18 protein-coding genes, 1 pseudogene and 1 CRISPR repeat array are annotated in these 20583 nt (G+C 72.5%); of the genes and pseudogenes, 16 read left to right on the top strand and 3 right to left on the bottom strand.

The genetic code is table 11. The features are described 5' to 3' along the window. The first annotated feature begins 234 nt into the window (after nt 1–234). Nucleotides 235–2511 (top strand): ATP-binding protein, encoded by a 2277-nt coding sequence (locus BMY07_RS03545; protein ID WP_092774993.1) that lies wholly within the window; start codon nt 235–237, stop codon nt 2509–2511. Nucleotides 2512–2564: 53 nt separating this feature from the next. Here BMY07_RS03545 and BMY07_RS03550 read toward each other — a convergent pair whose 3' ends face one another. Next, entirely contained in the window at nt 2565–3695 is a 1131-nt protein-coding gene (locus tag BMY07_RS03550) for a cytochrome P450 family protein (RefSeq protein ID WP_177215420.1), read from the bottom strand. Between the two features lie 740 nt (nt 3696–4435). Here BMY07_RS03550 and BMY07_RS03560 point away from each other — a divergent pair. The 10 genes and pseudogenes from BMY07_RS03560 to BMY07_RS35170 all read left to right on the top strand — a co-directional run bounded on the left by BMY07_RS03560 (nt 4436) and on the right by BMY07_RS35170 (nt 13554). After that, nucleotides 4436–4885 (top strand): SH3 domain-containing protein, encoded by a 450-nt coding sequence (locus BMY07_RS03560; RefSeq protein WP_092774996.1) that lies wholly within the window; start codon nt 4436–4438, stop codon nt 4883–4885. Nucleotides 4886–5083: 198 nt separating this feature from the next. Beyond that, entirely contained in the window at nt 5084–5443 is a 360-nt protein-coding gene (locus BMY07_RS03565; RefSeq protein ID WP_092774997.1) for a hypothetical protein, read from the top strand. A 176-nt stretch (nt 5444–5619) separates the two neighbouring features. Beyond that, the gene (locus BMY07_RS03570; protein WP_092774998.1) at nt 5620–6483 is read left to right on the top strand and encodes a hypothetical protein; all 864 of its coding nucleotides are present in this window, start codon (nt 5620–5622) and stop codon (nt 6481–6483) included. Beyond that, nucleotides 6480–7169, top strand: a complete 690-nt coding sequence (locus BMY07_RS03575; RefSeq protein WP_092774999.1) for a L,D-transpeptidase — start codon at nt 6480–6482, stop codon at nt 7167–7169. The genes BMY07_RS03570 and BMY07_RS03575 overlap by 4 nt, the downstream gene beginning before the upstream one ends. Nucleotides 7170–7209: 40 nt before the next feature. Beyond that, complete coding sequence (locus BMY07_RS03580; RefSeq protein WP_092775000.1) at nt 7210–8352, top strand: hypothetical protein; 1143 nt, start codon at nt 7210–7212, stop codon at nt 8350–8352. A 27-nt stretch (nt 8353–8379) separates the two neighbouring features. Next, complete coding sequence (locus BMY07_RS34100) at nt 8380–9102, top strand: hypothetical protein (RefSeq protein ID WP_177215421.1); 723 nt, start codon at nt 8380–8382, stop codon at nt 9100–9102. After that, entirely contained in the window at nt 9099–10361 is a 1263-nt protein-coding gene (locus BMY07_RS03585; protein WP_177215422.1) for an MFS transporter, read from the top strand. Before BMY07_RS34100 ends, BMY07_RS03585 begins: the two co-directional genes overlap by 4 nt. Continuing rightward, nucleotides 10358–11113 (top strand): DNA cytosine methyltransferase, encoded by a 756-nt coding sequence (locus BMY07_RS34770; RefSeq protein WP_218150584.1) that lies wholly within the window; start codon nt 10358–10360, stop codon nt 11111–11113. Before BMY07_RS03585 ends, BMY07_RS34770 begins: the two co-directional genes overlap by 4 nt. A gap of 1133 nt (nt 11114–12246) precedes the next feature. Then, nucleotides 12247–12441 (top strand): annotated as a pseudogene (locus BMY07_RS36135) (helix-turn-helix domain-containing protein); the annotation flags it as partial. Nucleotides 12442–12894: 453 nt separating this feature from the next. Continuing rightward, nucleotides 12895–13554 (top strand): hypothetical protein, encoded by a 660-nt coding sequence (locus BMY07_RS35170; RefSeq protein ID WP_245782181.1) that lies wholly within the window; start codon nt 12895–12897, stop codon nt 13552–13554. Between the two features lie 832 nt (nt 13555–14386). On the opposite strand, the gene BMY07_RS03600 is transcribed toward BMY07_RS35170, so the two are convergent. Both BMY07_RS03600 and BMY07_RS03605 read right to left on the bottom strand, forming a co-directional pair. Continuing rightward, a complete protein-coding gene (locus BMY07_RS03600) occupies nt 14387–14593 on the bottom strand; it encodes a DUF397 domain-containing protein (protein ID WP_092775003.1) in 207 nt (68 codons plus the stop codon). Then, nucleotides 14590–15459 (bottom strand): helix-turn-helix domain-containing protein, encoded by an 870-nt coding sequence (locus BMY07_RS03605; protein ID WP_092775004.1) that lies wholly within the window; start codon nt 15457–15459, stop codon nt 14590–14592. Before BMY07_RS03605 ends, BMY07_RS03600 begins: the two co-directional genes overlap by 4 nt. 191 nt (nt 15460–15650) lie before the next feature. Here BMY07_RS03605 and BMY07_RS03610 point away from each other — a divergent pair, with 191 nt between their 5' ends. The 5 genes from BMY07_RS03610 (at nt 15651) to BMY07_RS03630 (ending at nt 19330) form a co-directional block, all read left to right on the top strand. Beyond that, nucleotides 15651–15842: a hypothetical protein gene (locus BMY07_RS03610; RefSeq protein ID WP_143073332.1), complete on the top strand. Its 192-nt coding sequence runs from the start codon at nt 15651–15653 to the stop codon at nt 15840–15842. A gap of 96 nt (nt 15843–15938) precedes the next feature. Then, on the top strand, nt 15939–16754 hold the full coding sequence (locus BMY07_RS03615) for a DNA glycosylase family protein (RefSeq protein WP_218150585.1): 816 nt from the start codon (nt 15939–15941) through the stop codon (nt 16752–16754). Beyond that, nucleotides 16732–18192: a B12-binding domain-containing radical SAM protein gene (locus BMY07_RS03620; RefSeq protein ID WP_092775006.1), complete on the top strand. Its 1461-nt coding sequence runs from the start codon at nt 16732–16734 to the stop codon at nt 18190–18192. Before BMY07_RS03615 ends, BMY07_RS03620 begins: the two co-directional genes overlap by 23 nt. Beyond that, nucleotides 18189–18830, top strand: a complete 642-nt coding sequence (gene tmk / locus BMY07_RS03625) for a dTMP kinase (protein WP_092775007.1) — start codon at nt 18189–18191, stop codon at nt 18828–18830. Before BMY07_RS03620 ends, tmk begins: the two co-directional genes overlap by 4 nt. 47 nt (nt 18831–18877) lie before the next feature. Further along, on the top strand, nt 18878–19330 hold the full coding sequence (locus BMY07_RS03630; RefSeq protein WP_092775008.1) for an NUDIX hydrolase: 453 nt from the start codon (nt 18878–18880) through the stop codon (nt 19328–19330). Nucleotides 19331–20231: 901 nt separating this feature from the next. After that, nucleotides 20232–20565: a CRISPR direct-repeat array (repeat unit 29 nt; unit sequence CGGAAGATCCCCGCTTGCGCGGGGTCGAG). Nucleotides 20566–20583 lie beyond the last annotated feature (18 nt).

The raw sequence follows: 20583 nt of genomic DNA on the forward strand, positions 1-20583 counted from the left end.
ACCTACGTGTCCCGCTCGCACCCCGCGTGTGCATTCAACCGTGCGGGTTCTCCCCTGTCTTGGTTTGTGGGCCAGTCGAGTACCCCCGGGTCGCCATGAGGGGGTTTCCCGGGGGTGCGTGGTGACCAGGGGAATCACCCCCCGTGCCTGGCCACGAACCGAAAGTCGGAGAACCCGCATCCGTGCGGGATTCGATCTCGCTAGCGTCGGGCCGGACGACCCTGGGGAGGCGTGGTGAGTGGACTGTCGGCGGCGGTGACGGGTGTTCCGGCCGGGGTGACCGTGCTCATCGGTCGCCGGGAGTTGCTGGTCGAGGGCCTGGATCGGCTGCGGGAGACGCGGTGGGTGACGGTGACCGGCGCGGCGGGGGTGGGCAAGACCCAGTTCGCCTATCGGCTCGGTGAGCTGGCCGGGACCGATCTGGGTGACCTGTGCCCGGACGGCGTGGTCCTGGCCGACCTCGTCTCGGTCGCCGATGGGGATCGGGACGGTTTGTGCGCCACCCTCTCACGCGCGGTCGGCCTCGACGACCGCTCTGCAGGCGATCCTGAGACGGAGCTGGTGCGGTACCTGCGGGACCGGCGGCTGCTGCTGGTGCTCGATGGCTGCGAGCACGTGGCCACCGAGGTCGCCGCGCTGCTGGACACCGTGCTGGCCGCGGCGCCCGGCGTACGGGTGCTGGCCACCAGCCACGTCGTCCTCGACGGCGCCGGGGAGTACCGGCTGGAGGTGCCCCCGCTGGGGCTGCGCCCGATGGCCGGCGGGCTTGCCGACGCCGTGCGGTTGCTGGTCGATCGGGCAGCGGCCCGATCGGTTCGCCTGGACCCCGCGTGCCCCGCCGTGCTGCGGCTGGTCGAGCTCCTCGACGGGCACCCCGCCGCGATCGAGCACGCCGCGGCCCTGCTGGACCTGCGCGGCCTGCACGACGTGCTCGACGACCTCGCCGGCCCGACGACGTTGCCGGGTGCGCTGCGCGCGGCGTTCGACCGGTCGTATCGACTGCTCCCGGATCCCGTGCGTCGCATGTGGTCGATCGTGTCCCGTTTCCGCGGCGCGGTCACCATGGGCTCGGCGCGGGAGGTCGGTGCCCTGCTGGGCATCGACCCCGGTGAGGTGGACTCGCTGATGACGAGGCTGGTCCACGCCAGCGTCCTGACCCGTGTCGAGGTCGACGGCCGGGCCCGGTTCCAGCTGCTGGAGCCGCTGCGCCGCTACGGCGCCGGTCTCACCCCGCCCGACATCGACCAGGACGCGATCGGGCACGCCCACGCCACCGAGTGCGCCCGCAGGGTGCACCGAGCGGCCGAGGCCTGGTTCAGCCCCGGCGAGACCGAGGTGCTCGGGAGCCTGGTCGACGAGCTGCCCGACGTCGACGCCGCGCTCGGGTTCCTCCTCGACCGGCCCGCGCTCGCCGCCCGGGGCCTGGACCTGGTCGCGGACCTGTGCCGCGTCCCGGTCCACGCCCTCGGCGCGGCGCCGGCGGACTATGTGCCGGTGGTGGTCGAGACGCTGCGACGGCAACCACCCGGCCCGCCCACGCGGGCGTGGCTGCGGGCCGCGGCACACGGGGCGTGCCTGGCGCACCTGAGTGGACACCCCGCCGCCGCGGACCTGCACCGGCAGGCGGAGGAGCTCGCCGCGGCCCTGGACAGGGTCGAGGCGCCGGAGATGTTGCTGGTCCGCGGCGCCGCGCGGCTGTGCGCCGGCACCCAGCTCGACGCGCGCGCCGCCGTGGCCATGCTCAGTGCCGCCGCCCGCGGCGCGGCGGACGAGGGGGACAGGGGCGGCCAGGCGCGGGCCATGTCGCTCGCCGTCGAGGCGGCAGCGTTCGGTGATCACGGCGACGCGATCCGACTCGCGCGCGGACACCTCGACGCCGCGGGGCGGGCCGGGGCGTCGAGGTCGATGTCGTGGGCGTCGTGGGCGCTGGCGCTGGCCGAACACCGGGCCGGGCACCGCGACCGGGCCGAGGCCGCCCTGCGCGAGGCGTTGCGGCTCCAGCGCGCGGCCGGTGGCGGGCGTGCACTGACGTGGTCGCTGTGGCTGGTCGCGGTGATCGCCGCGGACCTCGGCGCGCACGAGCGCGCCGCGCGGCTGCTCGGCGCGGTGCGCGGCCGGCTCGCGGTGACCGACGGGGTCGGGCGCGCGGCGCTGCCGGCGCGGGTCCAGCACACCGCCCAGGGCGCGTGTCTGCGTGCCCTGGGCGAGCGGCGGATGGTCGAGCTCGTGGCCGACGGTGAACGCCTCGACGTCGACACCGCCCTCGGCGTGGCGGTGTCGACCCTGGACATGATCACCACGCGGGAGCATCCGGCCGGGCTGACCGATCGCGAGTGGCGGGTGGCGGGGCTGGTCGCGCAGGGGATGACCAACGCGGTGATCGGCGAGACGCTGGGGATCTCCTCGCGCACCGTCGATCGCCATGTCAGCGCCATCCTGGCCAAGGTCGGGGTACCGAACCGGATCGTCCTGGGCAGTTGGTACCTGGGGCTGGCCGTCGGCGCGCGGTGACCCCTGCCCCGCCGGCGGCGGGGCAGGGCACCGGCGGCGGGGGCACGGGCGGGTCAGGGCCTCAGCAGGACGGGGATCTCCCGGTAGCCGAGCATCATCGGGCTCGCGGTGCGGCGCAGCTCGGTGGCGGCGACCGCCAGGCGGGCGCGCGGGTAGCGGGCGGTGAGCAGGCGTAGGGCTTCCTGGATCTCCAGGCGCCCGAGGTGCGCGCCGACGCAGGCGTGGATGCCGTGTCCGAACGCCAGGTGTGACCGGATCCGCGGGCGCCCCGGCCGGTAGTCGGCGGGAGCGTCGAACACGGCCGGGTCGCGGTTGGCCTCGGCCAGGCCGATCAGCACGATCTCCCCGGCGGGGATCGTGGTGGTGCCGTAGGTGACCGGTTCGCCCGTGTAGCGGTAGGTCGTGTGTCGCAGCGCGCCACCGAGTCGCAGCAGTTCCTCGACCGCGTCGGGCAGCAGGTCGGGGTCGCGGCCCAGCTCGCGCCACCGGTGCGGCCGCTCCAGCAGGGTCACCGCGGCGTTGCCGATGGCGTTGGCGGTGGTCTCGTGCCCGGCGACGATGAGCAGCACCACCATCGCCACCAGTTCGGCCGGATCGAGTCGATCCCCGTCGTCGTGGGCGGTCACCAGCGCCGAGACCAGGTCATCACCCGGCCGCGATCGCTTGGCCTCGACCAGGTCCGCCACGTAGCCGCCCATCGCCGTCGACGCCGCCCCCACCTGGGCGGGGTCCTCCTCCATCAGCACCGCCGTCCACCGGTGCAGGCGGTCGTGGTCGACCGCGGGGATCCCGAGCAGGTCGCCGATCACGGCCATCGGCAGCGGCGCGGCCAACCGGCCCACCAGGTCCACCGGGCCGGCGACGGTGTCCATCGAGTCGAGCAGGTCGGTCGTGATCGCCTCGACGCGCGGGAGCAGCGCGCGCATCCGGTGGCGGGTGAACACCCCGCCCACCAGCCGCCGCAGGCGGGTGTGATCCGGCGGGTCGGCGAAGGCCATGTGGTCGGAGAACATGACGTGCAGCGCGTCCGCGGGGTGCCCGAGCCCGGCGAGCACGGCGCCGATGATCTCCCGCAGCGATCGCGCCGACTTGCGCAGCCGCGCATCGGTCAGCGCCGCCCGCGCCTGGGCGTGGTCGGCGATCACCCACGCTCGCACACCGGTGGGCAACCGGATCACCCTCACGTCTGCGTGTCGCTCCACCGACCACGGTGAATCAATCATGTCCGTCCCGCCTCTCGTCCACGTTCACGCGTTTCTCGCGGTTATGCCGTGGGCCGCCTTGTCGCGGCGAGACCAGAATCGGGGGACGCGAACATCGACTCCATAGGCGGAACCACCCACACACCTGCCGGCACACCCATGGAGTCCGTGAAACCTACCCACGTCGGCGTGGATTCCCGCTCATCACGCGTGCCGCCGGTGTCCTGCCGTCGCAGGCAGCGGCACGATGAACCGCTCGTCGCTCCCGGGTGTTCGGCGGCCATGGGGCGCGCGCGACCAGGACGCCGCGCTCCGCGCCCATCACATTGTTCCATTTCCGATGGGTGGCTTTACGGCTTTCCGTGGGTGGTGCCACCCAGGGGTCGGGAAATCGTGCGGGAAATAGGCGGACATCGCTCATGCGCGATGGGCTACCCGCTGATTACATTCGGTTTCGAGGGCGGGTGGCGAGAAGCGCGAACGCCCTCGACCACACCCGCCACGTGAGTGCGCGTCCGGTGAATCACGCCGCGCCGGTCCGCCGCACCCCGTGGTCTTGAGGACCCGGTGACCGCGGGGAGGCGGACGCCGGGACCGATCGGTCGACCCCGGTCGACCCGATGGGGACCGCGACCGGGCGCGAACGCAGGCGCGCCCGGTCCAGGTCCCCGCCCCGGCCGGGTGGCACGTGCCCGGCCGGACCACCACCGAGGGGGAACACCATGGGCCGTATCCGACTCGGCGCCGCCGCGCTGCTGCTCGCCGCCGCGCTCACCACCGGCGTCGCCGCCCCGGCCACCGCCACCTCCACCGCACCCACCGGGTCCGCGGGGATCGAGTCGGTCCGGTCCGCGGCCCACCGTGCCGCGATCGCCGTGCAGCGCGGCGCCGCCGCGAGCCTTCCCGGGACCGCCGCCACGCCCCCAGGGGCGGGTGCCGCGATCGGGACCGGTGTCTCGCGCGGCTCGGGAGTGCGGGTCCGGTCCACCCCGATCACCGGCGCCGTCCGCGCGCACCTGGGCCGCGGGGAGAGCACGCGTGTGCTGTGCCGCACCCGGTTCGCGTTGCGCGACGGCTGGTTCTGGGCGCGGGTGCGCCGCGCGGACGGGGTGACCGGCTGGGTCCGCACGGACCTGCTCGCCTACCCCACCGCCACCCCGTTGTGCCCCTGACCCACCCGCGCGGGCACGGTCCCGCGCCCCGTTCCCGCGGCCGGATGCTCCCCGGCCGCGCACCAACGCCGGTCACGCCGTGACCGGTGGCCCCCGAGGAGAGCGGCCGACGCCCCGCACACACCCCCCCACCCCGGGAGCGTGGCGTCGGCCGCCGGGTCGGGGACCGACACCACCGTCTCCCAGGGGGATTCTCTCGTGCGAACCACGTTCCCGGCCGTCGCGTGTGCCGCGCTGGCTGCCACCGCCATCGCGTCCTGCCCGGCCACCGCCACCGCCGTTCCCGCCCGGGCCGCCGCTCTCGCCGCCGGTCCGGTGGGTGGTGTGGTGACCGGCAGCGGTGTGCGGGTGCGGACCAGGCCGGTGGACGGCTGGGTGAACCACCTGCTGTGGCCGGGCCAGCGGGTCACCGTGCACTGCCGCCAGAACGCCCGCGACGGCTGGGACTGGTATTGGCTGGCCGGACCCCACGGCTACGGCTGGTCGCGCTCGGACATGGTCCGCGCCGGGTACCAGGGCACCGGCGGGGGCGGCAACGTGCTCGTCCGCGTCTGCTGACCCGCTCGACCGGCCCGCGCACCGGGTCACCACCTCCCGCGCGCCTCGCACGTCGAGCCCGCGTCACCCCTGAATGTCCCGTGTGGAGCATCCCGCACGGCGAACCCTTTGTCTCACAACCGGAACGCGGCCGCCGCCCAGGGTGGCGGCCGCGGCCCTGCGCACTGGGAGGACAGTTGAACGACGACGACGCCGGATGGCACCACGGCCCGAACGGGCCCGCGTTGCGCCTGGGCGAGCGGATCTCGCCGGTGCCCGCCACCCTCGCGCTGTTGCTGACCGGCAGCGACGGCGTGGGGTTGTCGACGGTGCCGGCCGTGGACATCCTGGCCCTGGAGACCCGGCTGCGGCGGGTGGTCGCGGCACTGTCGTTCGAGCTCGGCCAGGCGCAGCTGCGACTGCGCGCCGTGCGCGGGGAACCCGGCGCCCTGCCGGCTGGGGCAGCGCGTGATCGCCGCGGCCACCTCGACGACGTTGTGGCCGCGGCGATCGAGCACCACGGGGCCACCGGTCGACGCGTGGCCAACGCCCGGCACATGCTGTCCACCCTGCGTGCCTGGGTGATCGACCTGGCCCCCACCGGCGGATGGCTCCACGAGGCGGTCCACGGGTGGCGGCGCGGCCCCGAACCGCCCGCCGGGGTGGTCTGCTTCGCGGGCGAGTCCGCCTATCTCGACGCCGACCCGCGCCGCGCGACCGCCACCGACTGGGGCGGGCGCAGGATCGACGGCGTCGAGTGGTGGGGACTGGCGTGGCGCCGTGACGGCGACGACGACGACCCCGCCGCGTTCGCCCCCCACAGCGGGGTCGACCGCACCGGGCCCTGGGCGATCGGCTGGGTGGCCCGCACCGGGGAGCTGTACGCGATCCGCCGCAGCGGCCACCTGCCCCGCATCGTCTGGGTCCTGGGCACCGGGGTGGCCGGCCCGGAGGCGGCGCGCGACCTGCTCGACCCGTTGATGCCCGGCATGCGCGCGCCCAACAGCGTGGTCCTGGCCGCCGACGTCATCGCCCGCGCCGCGCGAGCGGGGGCGGTGTGAGCACCGGCCGCGACGGCGACCTCGTACTCGTCGACACGCCGCTGCCCGCCGCGTCCTGGGCCGCGGCCCTGCCCGGCGCGCCCCGCGACCCCGAGCCGCACGCCCTGCCGCACCCCGCGCGGCTGACGCCGCTGGTGCCGGTGCCGGTGCACCGCGTGCCCGAGGGCGACCCGTTCGCCGAACTGCCGGTCGAGGTGCTCGCCGGTCTGCCCACGTGGTTGCCGGTGGTGGGAGCTTGTCCGGGGTGGGCGCGGGTGCTGCTGCCCACCCACCCCGACGGGGCGGTCGGCTGGGTCGCGCTCGACGAGCGCGTGGTGGTGGTGCCCCACCACAACCACCTGGTGGTCGACACCCGCGCCCGCGCCGTGACCCTGCACTGCGGCCCGAACCGGGTGACCTGGCCCGCCGGGGTCGGCACACCCGCCCACCCCACCCCGCGCGGGCGCACGGTCGTCCTCGGCGCGATCGAGATCCCGCGCGGCCTGGTGAACCTCGCCCTGGTGCTGGCCGCCCACCACCCCACGCACCTGGCCCACGGCGCCGGGATCGCCGCGGTCGGGGTGCATACCTGGCCCACCACCGGGTTCGGGCTGGCCGGCAGCGACGGCTCGGTGCTGGTGCCGCCGGAGGCGATGCCGGTGCTCATCGAGTGCGCCCCCGCCGGAACCGCCGTCCTCGTCCGCTGATCCACACCGCGCCACCACCGACTTCCCCAGGGGGACAACCTTGCTCACGTTCCGAGGCAGTGCGCTCGCCGCCGGTGCCGTGCTGCTCGCCGCCGCCGTGGCGGCCTGCTCCACCCCGATCCCCGGCACCGCCCTGCCACAACCCCCACCCGACGCCGCCGCCACCGGGGCGGTGCCGTCCGGGCGGACCCCGGTCACCGCCCCCTCCCGGCCCGGGTCCCGGACACCGGAACCACAAGTGGCGCCCGGGATCGCGGCCATGCCCGGGCAGGCCGACAAGGTCGCCGCCTACCCGCTCATGCGCCGCATCGACCCCTGCGCCCTGCACGACCCCGCCGCCGCGGCCCGGGTCACCGGCGCCCGACCCGACGAACTCGTCCCCGGCCGCCACCTCAACGCCTGCGAGCTGGTCCTGTCCGCCGGGGACACCGCGGTGCGGCTGCCGACGTGGCGGCTCACGGCCACCGTCGGCGCCGACCGCGGCCAACGGGTCGCGCCCGAGGTGATCGCCGGGATCGAGTTCACCGAGATCCCGCCCGCCTCCACCGCGGAACAGGGCCGGTCCTGCCGCATGGTGCGCGGGTTCGGCCCCACCACCGCGCTGGAACTGCTGGTGCGCCACGAGGCCACCGCACCGGCGCCCCAGACGCCGTGCGCGGTGGCCCGCGCCTACCTCGCGGAGGCCGGGAAGTGGTGGGACGCCCCGGCGTTGCGGGCCGACAAGCTCACCACCCCCACCCTGCGGATCGCCGACCTCGACCCGTGCGCGGGCCTGACCTCGGTCGCCTCCGAGCTGGGGCAGGGGGTGCGGGCGTCGCTGCCCCACCCGCACGGCTGCTCCCTGCTGGCCACCAAGGGCGAACCCGGGCAGCCCGGGGCGGGCAAGGGCGCCCGACTCACCGTGGAGCTGGGGATGGCGATCGACCCGCGCGCCCTGCTCGACAACGCCACCCCCGGCTACGTGGCCGTCACCGTCGCCGGGCGCCCCGGCGTCAGCACCCGGCGACCCGCCGCCGCCGGATCCACCTGCGAGCTCGCCGTGGTGGCCGACGACACGGTCACCGTCCGCGCCGACCAGACCCGCGACGGGGCGCGCGCCGCGGTGCAGGTCGTCACCGTCTCCGCCGCCGAGTGCCCACTGGCCGTCCGCGCCGCCGACGGCGTCCTGGCCCTCATCCGCTGACACCCGACCAACCCCCAGGGGACACCCATGGCACCACGCACCACGCTGGCCGCGATCATCTCCGGCACGCTGATCCTCACCGCCACCACCGCCTGCACCGACACCTCCACGGCCGACCGGGTCGGTGGCCCGGTCGGGTCCGGCGTCACCGGCCCACCACACACCAGCCCCGGCCGACAAGTCCGGGACCAGGACGGGGCGCGCGACGGGGTCGAGCAGCGGCGCGGCGGGCGGGCACCCGGGGCGATCGTGCTCGGCGACCTCGACCGGCCCCGCGACGCCCGCCAGGTCGGTGCCCCGTTCGACCCGTGCTCGGTGACCTGGCAGGACTTCCCACCAGCGGTGCGGCCCACCGACGGCAAACCCCACCCGCCCGCGCTGCGCTCCCCGGGCAAGGACGACCCATTCGACGTGCGGTGCGCCTTCGACGGCGTCGGCACGATCCGGATCCCCACCGACGGCGCCGCCGGGGGCCCGGTCGGCGGGTACTTCCTCACCAGCGTGGTCTGGGGCACCCGGCTCAACGCCGACCCCGCCGCGCGAGCCGGGTCGGTGGCCAAGACCTGGTCGGGCAAACCCGGGCTGCAGGCCCGCGTCGACGACGCCAAGTCCGGGCCGGGATGCGTCGGGCTGGCCCGCCTCGCCCACGGCGTGGCGGGAGTGTCGGTCACCAACGGCCTGTTCCCGGGCGTGGACCCGTGCGCGGTCGTGGACTCGGTGCTCACCGCGATCACCGCCCGCACCCCATGACCACCGTGATCGACAAGCCGCACGCCCCACCCGACACGACCACCCGATCCCCGCGGCCGCTCACCCCGACACGGCGCGGCGGGGCGGCGGGACTGGCGTTGGGGACCCTCGCCGTCGGCACCAGCGGCCACGCGGTCGCCGGGCTGCTGCCCATCATGTCCGCCGAACTGCACACCCCCATCGTCCTGATAGGACAACTCGCGACCGTGTTCGCGTTGGTGTGCGCGGTGTCGGCGCCCGTGCTGGCCGTGGCCACCGGCCGGTGGGAACGGCGCCGACTGCTGGTGGCGTGCCTGACGGTCACCGCCGCGGGCAACGCCCTGGCCGCCGCCGCGCCCACCTACCCGGTCCTGCTGGCCGGGCGGGTGCTCACCGCGCTGGGCGCGGCCATGACCACCGCCATCGCCGTCGGCCTGGCCGCCGCCACCAGCACCCCGGCCCGGCGCGCCCGGGCGATGGCGATCGTGCTGTCCGGGCTCACCGGCGCCCTGCTGATCGGCGTCCCCGGCGTCGCCATCCTCGCCCACGCCACCGGCTACCGCCCCGCCCTCTGGACCGTCACCGCCCTGTGCGCGGCCGCGGCCCTCGTCATTGCCGCCACCGCACCCCGCCTCCCCGCCCCACCCGCCGCAGGGATACGTGACCGGGTCGCGGCCGCGACCCGCCCCGGCGTCGGCGGCGTCCTGGGCGGCGCCCTGCTGGCCTGGACGAGCACCGGCACCGTCTACCCCTACCTCGCCGTGCTCCTCGACGGCCCCACCAGCGCCTACCTCACCGCCTACGGACTCGGCGCCGCCACCGGCACCCTCACCGCCGGACACCTCGCCGACCGCCTCGGCCCCCGCCCCGTCCTGATCACCGCCACCGCCACCAGCCTCGCCGCGCTGCTGCTGCTCCCCCACTGCCACCACCCCGCCGCCGCCATGACCGCCGTGACCGTGTGGGGCGCCGCGGCCTGGTCGACCACACCCCCGCTCAACGCCCGGCTCGACACCCTCGCCGACCGCGGCACCCAACCGCTGCTGCTCGCCCTGGCGGGCAGCGTCATCTACCTCGGCATGGGCCTCGGCGGGCTGCTCGGCGGCGCCGTGATCACCTGGGCCGGACCGGACCGACTACCCACCACCGCCGCGCTCGCCACCGCCGCGGCCCTCCACCTGTTCGCCACAACCGGCCGCCACCACCGCCCACGAGGCGGCCGCCCACCGCGACAACCGCACGAACCGTTCGCGCCGACACCGTCCTGGCCGCTGCGATGAGCACACACCCCGGCGGCCGAGCACGGCGCGCGTCCACCCGCCCGAGCGGCCGGGCCGCGACAAGCCCACCCCGCACCCGCCCACGCCGCGCCGTCAGACAGCGGCTGCGGTTGGGCAGCCTGTGCACCAGCTACGGCGGCCTGGACATGGCCACCGCCGCCGTGCTGCCCACCGAACTGCGCTGGTACGCCGAACACAACCCACCCACCCCGCGACGACCACGCCCACGCCAACCCGCCGCGCGCGTCCTCGCCCACCACCACCCCACCCTGCCCAACCACGGCGACATCACCACCATCGACTGGACCCGGGTGGAGCCGGTCGACGTGCTCACCGCCGGATGGCCCTGCACCGGCCTGTCCCTGGCCGGGACACGCCTCGGCCTGGAACCCGGCACCCCGAGCGGGCTGTGGACCGAGGTCGCCCGCGCCATCACCGCCCTGCACCCCGGACTGGTCGTGCTGGAGAACGTGAGAGGAGTCCTCAGTGGACGAACACCCCCTGGCCCGGTGGAACGGTGCCCGACGTGTCTGGGAGACACCCCACCGGACCGTGCCCTGCGGGCACTGGGCGCCGTACTCGGCGACCTGGCCGACATCGGGTATGACGCGGCGTGGTGTGGCCTGGCCGCTGCCGACATCGGCGCCCCCCCACCAGCGCTACCGCGTCATCATCGCCGCCACCCCCACCGACCCGACGACCCCGCCGCGCTGGACCGACTTCGTCCACCCGCCCACCCGGCACACCCCTGATGCCCACATCCACCACGACCCGGGCCGGGTCGAACCGCTCCCCCTCGACCGGGGCGACCCGACGACCCAGCCTCGACGGACTCGGACACCTGCTGCCGACCCCACGCGCCTCCGACGGCGCCAAGGGCAGCCCCCGCCAACGCGGCAGCAGCGGGGACCCGATGCTCCCCTCCGCGGTGACAGCCCTGCTCCCCACACCGACCGTCGCCGACAGCCGCGGCCTGTTCAACACCAGCCGAGGTTGGCCACGCCACGAGGGACAGACCCTGACCGGCGTGATCCGCGCTGGGGTCGATACGCCCCCGCCATCCAGCACTGGGAACGCGTCCTCGGACGTGCCGCCCCCTTCCCCACCATCACCGGACGCACCGGATCACCAGTGCTCAACCCCGCCCTCTCCGAGTGGATGATGGGACTCCCGGAAGGCCACGTCACCGATGTCCCCGGACTGTCCTGCGTGGACCAACTCCAGGTCATCGGCGGCGGCGTGGTGCCCAACAAGGCGCCGCAGCGCTCGTCTACCTCCTCTCACGGCTCGCGCCGCTGGCACCGGACCCAGGTCTGCGCTGCCGTTGACCAGCACTTCAACACGGACGGGGCGTTCATGCCGCAAAGTTTCGATCTTGGTCGGCCACTTCCCGCGGCGTCGTTGGTTCAGAGGGGTCATGACATGGAGAAGCCTCGAGCGAACTCGCCGACGGACGTGAGACGGCCGGTCGGTGCTCGCCGATTCGGACTGCAGCGCGGACCGCGCCCGCCTTTGTGTGATTTCGCGCGGAGGACGGGGGAACGGCGAGGACGCCGTCCGACGAGATCCGTGCGAAACCGGGACTCTCCACCCACCAGAGAAGTCACCGTGCCCCGAACCAACCACACGCCGAATGTGACGTTGCTGCGCCTTGGACGTCCTGCCGAACCACGGTAGCGGGGGCCACTGACCACGCATGCACCATGGCGGCGATCCGCGTTGCCTGCTGGTCTCATGATGGAGTTTGAGGACCGATGACAACGGTAGTCAGGGGCACTACTTCACCGACCATGCGGTCAGTGAAGCGACCCCACGCCCCAGTTGGACTGCTGAGACGCGAGCACAACCACCGGCGTCGTCGCGGGATCTGCGGAGGCCGCGCGGCATGAGCTTTCTCGTCTCCGAATGGGCCAGTGAGTCGGCGCCGGTGGCCGACGCCTACGAGCGGCTGATCTTGATGAAGCTGGCCAACCACGCGCACAGCGATGGCCGGGCGGCATATCCGTCCAAGCCGACGATTGCCCGAACGGCGATGTGCGATACCGAGACAGTGAAGCGGCGGCTGCGATCACTGGAGTCCCGAGGACTCATCCAGCGAGGTGACCAACGTTTGGTCGCCCACATCCGGGCGGACAGACGACCTGTGGTCTGGGATCTGATGGTCCCGTTCTCGTGGTACTCCCCCGAGCAATTGGGCTCGGTCAACCGGGAGGCAGTCGACGCGGGCCGTCCGGCGCTGACAGCCGAGTCGCGCCCGGACCTACGCTCGGCACCTGAGCGCGCGCCCAGGGCGGACAAAGGAGTACCCAATCCAAAGCGCCGGACGAGGTCCGTTCGCCACACGGTGGTTCCCGCTGTCCCCGAGCCGGGGCTCGACCACGGAGGCTCTGAGAGAGACCTCGCAGTAGGTGACGGGGGAACTGAAAGAGCCGTCAGCGGGGGCTCTGCAAGTCTCGACACGGGGGCTCTACGAGAGTCCCAAACCAGTCCTTCGGGAACCCGTCCTCCCTCACTCCGTCCGCCGGCACTCGATGTGTCACTCGGGGATCAACAGGGGACAGGCACGACGACGGACGGACCGAACGAGTTCCTCGACGAACAGGCAGAACCGGCCGAGTGGGCCACGGCCCTGGTCGTCGAGTTGAACTTCGGCCGCCACAAGAGACCCAGCCTTGGGCAGGTACGCCAATTGGCAGCGGCGGTCCAAGCCGCCCATGAGCGCCACTCCCTCAGCGAGACCGAGGTCAAACGCCATTGCCGCCTGACCATCGAGGCAGCCACCAAGTCGGCCGTGCCCTACCTGCTCCGCGGCCTGCAACCCGATCTGCTGCCCGCTCCAACACCGCGATCGCACAAGCCCGACCTGGGCTCAAACCGCACGACCGGACCGTCGCCTTCCAGAGCCGATGAGCAGGACGGCGCAAGGATCACGCTGGTCGATCTGTCTGATCCTGCAGCGAAGGTGGCTTCCGCGCTGGCAGAGGTCCTTGTGTCCGTCCGCGGGCTCGCCGCCAGCCGCGCACAGACACTTGCTGACGAAGCGATCCGAAGTCGTGTTGAGGCCGACCAGCCGATTACTCGCGAGACCTTCGTACAGGCGGCAATCGCGGCTTGTCATCAGCGCCCGGGCAAGGACTCAGCACACCTTCGTGGACGAATCGAACGGACCGCCAAGTTCGTCGTGACCTCGTGATGGCGACGCCATCACGAGACCAGACGCAACGGCCACACTTCGAACGGGTCCACACTGGGGCCTTGACTTTCGAGTTCACCACCGGGAGTAGCACCAAGCAGGCCGCAGCAGTCCGTTCGACAGCTCCTCCAACCCAGCGGCCGTTGCCGGCTGATCAACAGGACCCTGAACCGCGCCCCATGCTCCCAGTGCTGTGGCCAGCGGTAGCCGATTCGAGCCCTGGACCGCCGGAGCCACCTGCGCGGAGGAAGCCTGCCTGAGTGCTCGATGGACGCCCCGTCACCGGTCCCGGTGGGCGGTGATCTCCGATATCATAAAAGAGAACGCGGCTGTGCGCCGCAGTCGTCTGCGGTCTTGGCTACCAGACGTGGCCTCACCGTAGGCGGCCCATTCGGTCGCACGAGGTTCTCCCACTGCGCCAGACCAAGCGGCGGTCGGCTGTGCTCGTACCTTAGATGACCGACCACATCGAACAATCCGGGTAGCGCCGCCCATTGCTTGCGTGGAAGGCTAACAGGTGGCGAAGAGCGAGATCGGGGCAACGCAGATCGCGGCCGAGGTGTCGTTGGCCGTGTTGGGATCCAGCAGTGTCCGGCTACCCGCGCGGCGGGGGTAGCTGACCGAGCGACAGCAGTCCGAGGGTGGCGCGGATGGTGCGCTGTATGGACTCGCTCGAGGCGGGAGGCCCGACGACGCAGGTCGCCTGGGTGACCGCAGCGGCGCAGTTCGTGGGCAGGGATGCTTAGGTGAAGCCCGGGGGCCAGGGCACGGACGATCGTGGCCGAGGTCAGGGTGGCCGGGCCGCTGTGTGACCTGGACCGACAGGGGGTGGTCAGTCCAGGACGGTGAAGCGTCCTGCCTTCATGTCCTTGGTCAGCGCGGCGAATCGGTCCGGGGTGATGATGAGTATCGGGCTGTCGTCGCTCAGTTTGCTGTCGCGGACGCCGATCATGGGTGTGTCGCGGTGTGTGCCGATCTCGACGCAGGCGCCGTTGCCCGCGGACCGGGTGGACGTGCGCCAGGTCCAGGTCTCGCTCATGCCGACATGTCCTCTCGGATGCGGTCGATCATCGCCGCCGACTGATCGGCTGGGAGCGCCAGTTTCGTCAGGCGGCGTTCGACCTCGGTGTATCGGTCGATTTCGTCAGTATCATCGCGCAGTCGTCCGCTGCACAGGTCTTCGAGGTAGACCACGCCCGGGTCGTGGTCGATGGGGAACTCCAGGCGGATGTGGGCGCCGTGGAAGCCTGGGTGCGCGCCCGCGTGGGCGGGCAGGACCAGGATGGTCACGTTGTCGCGTTCCGCGAGTTCGCGCAGGTGCCCGAGTTGTTCTGCGGCGACGGCCCGACCGCCGACGTGTTTGCGCAGCACGCCCTCGTCGATGACCGCGACCACCTTTGGCGCCATGGTGTCGCGGTCGAGCGCGTCCTGTCGCCGCAGGCGCAGTTTCACCACCGCCTCCACCTCGTCGGCGGGCATGTCGGGGGTGTGGGCGCGTACTGCCGCGGTGGCATAGGCGCGGCATTGCAGCAGGCCCATGATCACCACGGCGTCGTAGGTGAACACGCGGCTGGCTCCCTGCTCGAGGGCGACGTACATGTCGAACCCGGGTGGCAGTGGCATCGAGGCGGTGTCCAACTCGACGACCGGCCCCGCGGTGCGCAGGCCGACGACGAGGGCGCGGAGGTGATCGACCAGATCGGGTGCCCCGTAGTACGGCAGCAGGACCTCGATGTCGGGTGGGCGGGGCACGTTGCGTCCGGATTCGAAGTGCGCGATCCGGCTCTGGGCCGTGCCCAGCCGTCGACCCGCGTCGGTCTGGCTGAGCCCGGCGGCTCCACGCAGACGCCGCAGCTCGAAAGCCAGGTACCTCCTGATGACGGTGGGAGTGGTCGAGAGCGCCATGTCACCTCCTGTCGCGGCGCGGTTCACCCGGTCGGCGGGCACCACTGCCCTGGCCAGGAATACCGCTCGGCCGTAATCTATTACTGACCGGGTCGATCTCGGCTCACCGCAGTGTCCCCCACCTGTCCCCCGACGTGGTCGGCGGCCGTGACCACCGGGGGGTGTCTGACCGAAGGAGGTGTGGCCAACCCATGAGAGTGCGCCTCTACCAGGACGTGCCGTCGGTCGCCGCCGCAGGAGACGTGGTGGAGGTCCCCAACGACGCGCGAGGCTACGGCTTGCTCGACCGGCACCTCGCCGTGCAGTTGACGCCGTTCACACCGGTCACTGTGGAGCTCGACGAGGATCAGGTGACCACGCTGCTGGCATCGACCGGGCCATGACCACGTGCTGGCGGCAAAAGGTGGCACGCCCGCGCTCGCAGGACCCCGAGGTGTGGTGAGGAGAATGTCCCGGTTCATCGACCGTGGAAGGATCCCATGCCGCACGCGACGCTCATGCTCGATCATCCCGCCTGGACCACGACCCCGGACGGGCGCTGCGTACGAGCGTGCCGGACGGGCGAGACGGTGGCGACGGTCATCGGCGTGCCGACCGAGACCGGTCACGGCCACACCGTGGACCTGGTCGCGCCCGGAGGCGCCCCGACGCCGGTGATCGACATCGTCGACCCGGCCGGGGCCAGCGGACCGGAGGAGATCGTCGCTCCGTTGCGAGCCGACGGTCCGGTCGGGCGGGTGCGGAACCCGGACCTGTGGGACGCGCTGACGACCTCGGCGATCCGCCAGGTCATCCGCGCGGACCAGGCCCGCAAACTGCACCGCGGTTTCCGCGAAGCCCATGGCCTGGCAGTGGACACCGCCGCCGGTCGGGTCTTCCTCATGCCCGATCCCGACACGGTCTCCGCGCTGTCCGACGCCGAGTTCGCGCGCGTGGGCCTGAAGTTCTTCCGCCGGGTGTTGCGGGCCTGTGCCGACTGGTACCGCAAATGCGCCGACGACTGGGCTCAGATGACCGCGCCGGAACTGGTCACCGCGCTGCAGGCCGTGCCACGGATCGGGCCGTGGTCGGCCGGGGCCACCGTCGCGGACCACACCGGCGACTTCACCTACTACCCGCACTCCGACCTCGCCGTCCGCACCTGGGCCGCGCACCTGGCGCCCACCCATGCCTGGCCCGATGACGACCGCGGTTTCGCCGCGCACTGGCGCGACATCACCGGGGACCACCTGTCCGACCTGACCCTGCTCACCCTCGCCTGGGGAGTCCGCCATGCCCGAGGAGCCACCGCCTAGCCCCATCGTCGGGGCCGACCCCACCCGCGAACTGGACGCGCTGTTCGTCAACGCGCCCCTGCGCGACTACGACATCCGCCCACGCGTCAACGACTTCACCCTGCCGGTGCTGGGAATGGCCTACAACGCCACCTACGCCGCCACGCACGGCTTCAACGTCGGTGTCCTTGACGCCGAGGCCCACGGCCTGGGTATCGGCGCCACCATCGACATCATCAACGCCCTGGCCCCACGCTGGGTCGGGCTGAACCTGCTCGCCCCGACCTACCCGATCAGCGCCGCCATCGCCGCCGGGCTCGACCCGGCGATCAAACTCATGGTCGGCGGCCACCACGCCAAGGCGATGCCCACCCAGATCCTCACCGACCCGCGCATGGCCCGCTGCGCCGCGCTGGTGATCGGCGAGGCCGAGACCCGCGTCGCCCGACTGCTCGACGACCACCACGCCCGCGCGGAACTGCCAGGCGTGATGTGGCTCGACCCGATCCTGCGCACCCCGGTCACCGGAGGACGACCCGGCAACGGCCACCACCTGTCCCCCGACATCGACCGGCTGCCCTTCGTCGACCGCCGCTACCTCGTCCAGGACCCGCACCCTGACCGGGGACGGTGGGAAGCCGCCATGGTCGGCGCCCGCGGCTGCCCCTACCAGTGCAGCTTCTGCGGCGCCGCCGCGGCCGCCAACCCCGACGTCCGCATCCGCGTGCGCGACCCACACAACATCATCGACGAACTGCAGCAGCTACGCGGGACCGGGGTCACGGCGTTCCGGTTCGTCGACGATCTGTTCCTGGGCGCACGCCGGGTCATCCACCCCATGATGGGCACCTTCACCACCGAGCGCGTCGGCGACTGGGCACAGTGGGACGCCACCGGCCGCATCAACGTCCTGCACCGCGAACCCGACACCACCCTCGACCTGCTCGCCCGCAACGGGTTGCGCGAAGTGGCCCTGGGCATCGAGTCCGGCAGCGACCGCGTACTGACCATGATCGACAAACGCGTCACCCCAGACTCCGCCCGCTCGGTCGTGCGGCGACTCACCGAACGCGGCATCGACGTCAAGGGCTACTTCATCCTCGGGTTCCCCACCGAGACCAGCGCCGAGATCGACACGACCGTGCGCCTGGTCCACGACCTGTGGGACCTCACCGACCCCCTGCCCGGCCGGTTCCGCGCCTCGGTCTTCGAGTACCGCCCCTACCCCGGCACCCTCGACTGGACCCGCCTCATGGCCACCGGCGCCTACACCGCCGACCAACTCCTCGACTACCAGCCCGTCGACCTCACCGCCGACGGCGTCGAGGAATCCATGCGCGAACGCGACGAGTTCAACTTCAGCATCAACCTGCAACTCAGCGACGCCCCGATCGAACACGTCCGCACCGCGCTGATCACCCTCACCCGCGGCCAACACGACCGAAGAACAGTGGCATGACCCCGACCCACCGCGGTCTGCTGATCACCGTCGACGGACCCGCAGGCGCAGGCAAGACCACCACCGTGCGCCTACTCGAGCGCATCCTCGGCAACCACGGCCACCACACCCACGCCACCACCCAGCCCTCCCACGACGCCATCGGCGCACTCGCCCGCCACAACACCGACACCTACCGCGGCCACACCCTCGCCTGCCTGGTCGCCGCCGACCGCCACCACCACCTCCACACCGTCATCCGACCCCACCGCGACAACGGCGTCATCGTGCTCTGCGACCGCTACGTGCCCTCCTCCTACGTCCTGCAACGCATCGACGGCGTCCCCCTCGACTACATCGCCGCCCTCAACGCCCCCGCCGACCGCCCCGACCTCGCCGTGCTGCTCACCGCCGAGCCGGACATCGCCGCCGCCCGCGTCGCCCGCCGCGGCGCCCACGACCGCTTCCACCAAGGCCGTGACACCACCCGCCGCGAACTCGCGCTCTACCGCGACACCACCGACCGACTCCTCGCCCAGGGCTGGCCCATCGCCACGCTCGACACCAGCGCACTGACACCGCTGGCCGTCGCACAACGAATCACCACCTGGGTGACATACCTCATCGCGCACCCGCATAGCGCCACGCCGACCGCGTAACCTCCCGGTGTCCCACGCCACCGACACTGCTCGGAGAACCACCCCGAATGCCCGGCCACACCATCATCGACGTCCACGTCCTGCTCCTACGCGACGACAAGGTGCTCCTCACCCAACGCCGCGGCAACTACGGCGCGGGCCTGTGGCACCTGCCCTCCGGCAAGCTCGAACCCGGCGAATCACTACCCGCCGCCGGCGCACGCGAAGCACACGAAGAAGTCGGCGTCATCATCAACCCAGACCACCTACACCTCATACACACCGCCCACGTCGCCGACTCCGGCCCCACCCCCCGCCTCGGCCTCTTCTTCACCACCCACCACTGGCTCGGTGAACCCTACAACCGCGAACCCGACAAATGCTCCGACATCGCCTGGTTCCCCCTCACCGCACTCCCCGACGTGATCCCCTACCCCCTCACCGGAATCCACGCCTACCTCCACGGCAGACCCCTGACCACCACAGGCTGGAATACCCCAGCCCTGACACAACCGGCCTGAACGGCGAGAAGATCCCCAGGCCCGCGTTCCAACGCCTGTGCGAGAAGGCGCGCGCGACCACACCGACCACGGCGCGCCGGGTTCTTCGCTGACGGGCCGGAACTCGTAACGGCCCTATTCCCAGCGTGGAGGCGGCTGTCAGGAGTCCTCGGGTTGTCGGTCATCGACCAATTCGGCGTGAGGCGTCAGCGGCGTGCGGCAGCCGGGCATCGGAAGCGGGGATGATGGCGATGGCGCGGACGTCGTCTGGATCGCGGAGCCGCGCGCGGCTGACGACTACGTGCATGGGTCGGCCGGAATGGTGACCCCGGCGACCGTGACGGTCAGACCGGTGAGCGAAGATCACTGCGCTCGCCGTGCTCGCTGAGGCGTACCAGCACGTCGACTTCGACGGCCTCCCGCAGCCCGACCCCCTTCCCGGAATAGAACCTGGCCATAGCCCGCCCGCGCTGACCACGGTGCCATCGGCCGGTTGTATGCAGTCGTAGTTGATCCCACCGGCACCCGAGCGGTGGCAGCAGGCCACCATAGGACGGCTTTCTGATCCGAAGGAACAAGGCGTGGTGCGCGGTCCGCGGACACCGTTCGCCAGACTTCCAGGAACCGATAATGGAGTGATCCACATCAGCGGCTCAGCGAGCCTTTCGTTGGCCGCGGGCCGAATCTCCGCTTACGCGGGATCGCGTTGGCGGCCGTGTGGGTCCCGGTGCCGAAGTCGGGAAGATCCCCGCTTGCGTGGGGTTGAAGGTGGCGTGGCGGCGGGCACCGTCAAGGATGGCGGAAGAACCTCGCTTGCGCGGGGTCGAGAGACCACCAACAGATGCCCCCTGCGTGCCCAGCGGAGGATCCCGCACTTGCGCGGGGTCGAGGACACGTAGGCGTCCGGGCCGCCGAGCAGGCCCGGAAGATCCCCGCTTGCGCGGGGACGAGTTCTCTCGCGTCAGCGCGGTACCGGCGGTGTACGGAAGATCCCCGCTTGCGCGGGGTCGAGCTGGCCTCCAGTCGCGCTTGGTCCACACCGTGCGGAAGATCCCCGCTTGCGCGGGGTCGAGGACACCACGGCGGACTACTACCGGGCGTGCGACGGAAGATCCCCGCTTGCGCGGGGTCGAGCATCTCCTCGCGCGACAGGTCAGCGTCCAGGCAGGAAGATTCCCGCTTGCGCGGGGTCGAGGAGTCGGTGACCAAGCCCTGGGACTCGGCGTACGGAAGATCCCCGCTTGCGCGGGGTCGACCTGGGCCCTCATCCAAGC

This window comes from Actinokineospora terrae (assembly GCF_900111175.1).
In the GTDB taxonomy this organism is placed as follows: domain Bacteria; phylum Actinomycetota; class Actinomycetes; order Mycobacteriales; family Pseudonocardiaceae; genus Actinokineospora; species Actinokineospora terrae.